3 protein-coding genes are annotated in these 4530 nt (G+C 72.0%); all 3 read right to left on the minus strand.

What is annotated here, in order from left to right; genetic code table 11:
• On the minus strand, positions 1-1030 hold a 1030-nt coding region (locus A9X01_RS14905; protein WP_155772103.1), incomplete at its 3' end, for a PE family protein.
• Positions 1031-1082: 52 nt separating this feature from the next.
• Positions 1083-3668, minus strand: coding sequence for a sugar epimerase family protein (locus tag A9X01_RS14910; protein WP_065121510.1), 2586 nt, complete (start codon positions 3666-3668; stop codon positions 1083-1085).
• A gap of 20 nt (positions 3669-3688) precedes the next feature.
• On the minus strand, positions 3689-4530 hold an 842-nt coding region (locus A9X01_RS14915; protein WP_253849136.1), incomplete at its 5' end, for a phosphopantetheine-binding protein.

The raw sequence follows: 4530 nt of genomic DNA on the forward strand, positions 1-4530 counted from the left end.
GGGGCAGCGGCGGCAGTTCCAGCGGCGCCGGTATCAACGGCACCGGTGGAGCCGGGCCCATACCTCCGGCACCGCCGTTGCCGGTCAGCCAGCCGCCGTTGCCGCCCGCCCCGCCGGTCCCGCCGAGGCCACCCGTGGCGACCGGCGCCTGTGCCGCGCCGCCCTGCCCGCCGCTGCCGCCGTCACCGAACAACCAGGCGTTGCCGCCCGCGCCGCCGACTCCGCCGTTACCGGTCGTCGTCGTGATGCCGCCCGCCCCGCCGGCGCCCGCGTTTCCGGCCAACAGGCCGCCCCAACCGCCGGCGCCGCCGTTGCCGCCGCCGTTGGCGCCCAGGCCGCCGGCACCGCCGATCCCGCCGGCGCCCAACAGGATCGCCTGCCCGCCGGCGCCGCCCAGACCCCCGATGCCGGCAACGGCGTCACCGCCCGCTCCCCCGACCCCACCGTTGCCGAACAGCCAGCCGCCGTTCCCGCCGGTGCCGCCGACCGCTCCGGCAGCCCCGGCGCCGCCGGTCCCACCGTTACCGAAAAGCCCTGCGGCGCCGCCCATTCCACCAGCGGGATGGGCGCCGCCGCCGGATCCGCCGGCCCCGCCGTTGCCGAACAGCAGACCGCCGGCACCGCCGTCCGCGCCGGTGCCCGCCGCCCCGTCGGCGCCGTTGCCGATCAGCGGGCGCCCCAACAGCAGTTGGGTCGGCAGGTTGATCAGGTTGAGCAGGTCATTGATCGGCCCCGGCAGGGCCGCCGCACTGGCGACCTCGGCACCGGCATATGCCGCCGCACCTGCGGTGAGAGCGCGCACGAATTGGGCGTGCAAGGCTTCGGCTTGGGCCCCGAGTGATTGGTAGAGCTGACCGTGCCGGCCGAACAACGCGGCGACGGCGGCGGACACTTCGTCGGCGCCGGCGGCCAGCAGTTCAGTGGTGGGGGCCGCGGCAATCGCGTTGGCCGCGTTGACCGCCGAACCGATTGCCGCCAAATCCGCTGCGGCAGCTGCCATCCACTCGGGCGTCACAGCCACGAACGACATCGTGCACCTCCCGGCTTGCCGGATGTGCGGACAGAGTAGCTCTAGTCGGCGCCTAGATCGGGGATTTGGCGGGGTCGAGCACGTGGATCTCGCCGGTGCTGCCGTCCACCTCGATCAGCGCTCCCGGCGGCAGCGAGCGGGTGGCGCCCTGAACGTCGACCACACACGGGAATCCGAATTCGCGGGCCACCACCGCCGCATGCGACATGGGTCCGCCGAGTTCGGTGACCACCGCGGCGGCATAGCAGAACGCGGCGGTGTAGCCGACGTCGGTGACCTCGGCCACCAGGATCTCGCCGGGTTGCAGGTCGTCGATGGTCTCGGGTCGCACGATCCGCACCCGGCCGCGTACCTTGCCGCCGCAGACACCGACACCGTGCAGGGTGTCACCGCCGGCCAGGGCCGGCGGCGCCGCCACGGTCGGCTCCCAGGACCCACTGAACACGGTGGGCGGAACGACACCGACCAGGCGGCGCTGCTCGGCGCGGCGCCGGGCTACCAACTCGGCGACGTTGGGCGGCAACGCATCCAGTTCGTCGACCAGAAGATAGAAGACGTCGTCGGCGGATTGGAAGACCCCGGATTCGGCCAGCCGGCGGCCATATTCGCGCAGCAGTCCGCGCAGCACCCAGATCGCCCGCACCATCCGGTCCCGCCGGACTTCCCGGTCCCGCAACTGCCGGGCCGCCAGCAGCGCAACGGGCTTGGCGCGCAATGGGATCCGTGCGTGCCGGGGCTGCGGCGCGGGCGGTGCGCTCAGCGCCTTGGTGACCATGCGGACCAACAGCTCGGGGTCATCGGCGTAGCTGGTCGACAGCATCTCGACCTCCGCCGGACCGCGGTGTCCCATCAGGTCCAGCTCGGCGAACACCGCGGCGTGGAACTCGGGCGCCTCCACCGCCAGCTTGCCCAGCCGCTCCCCCGGTTCGGCCAGCACCCGGATCACTGTGGGATCGCGTCGCGCGGCGGTCACCAGCCGCTGCACCGCTTCCACCGAGCGCGCGCTGACCAGTTGGGGTCCGGCCGCCGGTGCGGTCTCGCGCCCGCACAGCCCACGCAGCAGCACGTTGAAAGCGGCGCAGAGCATGAACGATCCGGAGGCCAGCAGCCAGCCGTGTACGACGTGATCGCGGGCCAACAGGATCAGGCTGAGCAGCCGGCGGTCGTCCAGCCGGGTGACGTCGCCGCCGACCAGTTGCTCCAGCCGGTCGATGTCGGCCAGGTAGTCGTCGGTGTCCAGCGGTGAGCCCGCGCTCAGGCCGACCAGGTTGACCCCGAATACGCCGATGTTACGGACAGTGCGTAATTGCCTGCGGACCGGATTGGTTTCCGACGGTGGCCGTTCGGCACCGAAGATCGGCAGCGAGGCCATGCTGGGCCCGAAAAACCCGCTGTTGCTCACGATGGTCGCGGGCTTGGCGAACGGCACCGTCTGGGCCATGAAATGCGCCGAGGTGATCGCCCCGTAGAGCCGGTGTGCGAACACGGCGACGGTGCGCATCGCGATTTCCTTTTGCACGATCCCGCCCGGACGCAGCCGCTCGGCGATGCCGACGCCGCCCGCGCGCAGGCCGCGCACGGTGACCGATGCCGACGACGGCGAGAACGGGCCGGGCAGCGCCTCGGAAAGGTTGGTCGCCAGGAAGGTCGGGAACCGGGGGTCGATGGGGGTGTCGAATTCTCCGTTGACGCCCTGCGGCCCGGCCAGTTTGGGCACCACTCCGTCGTCGGCGGGGGCGTCCACCGCCGGCAGGTCCTGGATGGGCGCCAGCCGCCACGGCAGCGCCAGCACCCGTTTGCCCAGCGAAACCCGTCCGCGCACCGCCAACGCGAAGTCTTCCAGGCATTCCTCGGCCGTCCACGCGGGCGTGAAGCCCCACTGGTCACGCAGGCGGGTGGTGTCCATCAGGGCGACATCCGGCAACGTCGAGCGGCGTCCCAGCGCGGCGAGCCCGGGCAGCAGCGGGCGGCCCAGCGCCGCCGCGAGCTGCCGCAGCGTCGGCGTTCCATCGGCGGCGAGATTGATTGCGCCGCTGTTGATTTCGGGTTGGACGATAGCCGCGGTGAACAGGCGCAGCGCGTCGTCGGTGTGGACCACCTGCACGTGGCGGTCGGCGGAGTCCGCGCGCAGCACCGGCCGGGCCAGCAGCCGGCGCAGCTCGTTGTCGACGCCCCGTCCCAGCACCAGGGGGAAGCGGATCGCCACCCACGGCAGTCCGGACTGAGCGAGCATCTCCTCGACCCGCGCCCGCAGCCGCCCCTCGGGCGTTGCCGGGCGCATCGGGTCCTGCTCGCTCGCGGGCTCTGTTCCGCCGCCGTAGACGTGCGCCGATGACGCGAACACGATGCGCGGGTTGCCCGACTCCTTCGCCGCAGCCAGCAGGTTCGCGGCCCCGGTCAGGTTGGCATGACCGTGGTCCCTGCGCGCCCAGGCGCAATGGGCGACCACGTCCGCCCCGGTGACGGCGCGCCGGACCGCAGCGGCATCACGGATATCGCCGGCGACGAAGTCGGCTGTGCTGGGCCAACTTTCGGGCCGGTGACGGCCGAGGCCGGTGACTTCGTGTCCCTGGCTGAGCAGTCGGGCGACCAGGCCGCGGCCGAGCACGCCGCCGGCACCGGTGACCGCGACCCTCACTGGTTACTCACCGCACGCACTCACTCATCGTCGTTCAGGAATGCCGCGTTGACCAGGTCGTCGAGGTCCATGTCCGCGATTTCCTTGGCGTCGGATCCGGACTGCGACGCCGCATGGGCACCTTTGAGATCGCCGTCCTTCTCGTTGGCCAACGCCAGCAGCACGTCCAGCACGCCGGCCTGCCGCAGCCGCTTGACCGGGATGGACGCGACGACGCGCCGCAGTTCCTCTTCGCCGGGGGCCGCGGGCTGTGCCGCCGGGCGCTCGGCGCCGACAAGCTCCTGGTGGAAGTAGCCAGCCAGCGCCGCCGAGTTGGGGTAGTCGAAGATCAGCGTCGGCGACAGCGCCAGCCCGGTGGCGGCTTTGAGCCGGTTGCGCATCTCGACGGCGGTCAGCGAGTCGAAGCCCAGCTCCTGGAACGCCCGGTCGGGGTCGATCGCTTCGGGCGTGGTGTTGCCCAGCACCGTGGCGATGTGGGAGCGCACCAGATCCAGCAGGATCGCCTGCTGCTCGTCCTCGGGCAGACCGTCGAGGCGTTGCAGCAGCGCCGACTTCGATTTGGCCGCGGCCAGCGAATCGTCCACCTGACGCCGCGCCGGTGCGTTGATCAGGTCGACGAACATCGGCGGCAAGGTTCCGGCGTCGAACTTCGCCCGCAGGGCGACCAGGTCGATGTGCGCGGGCAGCAGGAACGGCTCGTCGACGATCAGCGCGGTGTCGAGCAGCTCCAGCGCCTCCTCCGAGGACATCGCCACGATGCCGTCGCGGGCGAACCTTGCGAGGTCGGCCGCGGCCAGTCCTTCGGTCATGTTGCTGGCCTGATCCCAGAGTCCCCAGCCCAGCGAGATGGCCGGCAGACCCT

Source organism: Mycobacterium asiaticum (genome assembly GCF_001668675.1).
Taxonomy (GTDB): domain Bacteria; phylum Actinomycetota; class Actinomycetes; order Mycobacteriales; family Mycobacteriaceae; genus Mycobacterium; species Mycobacterium asiaticum_D.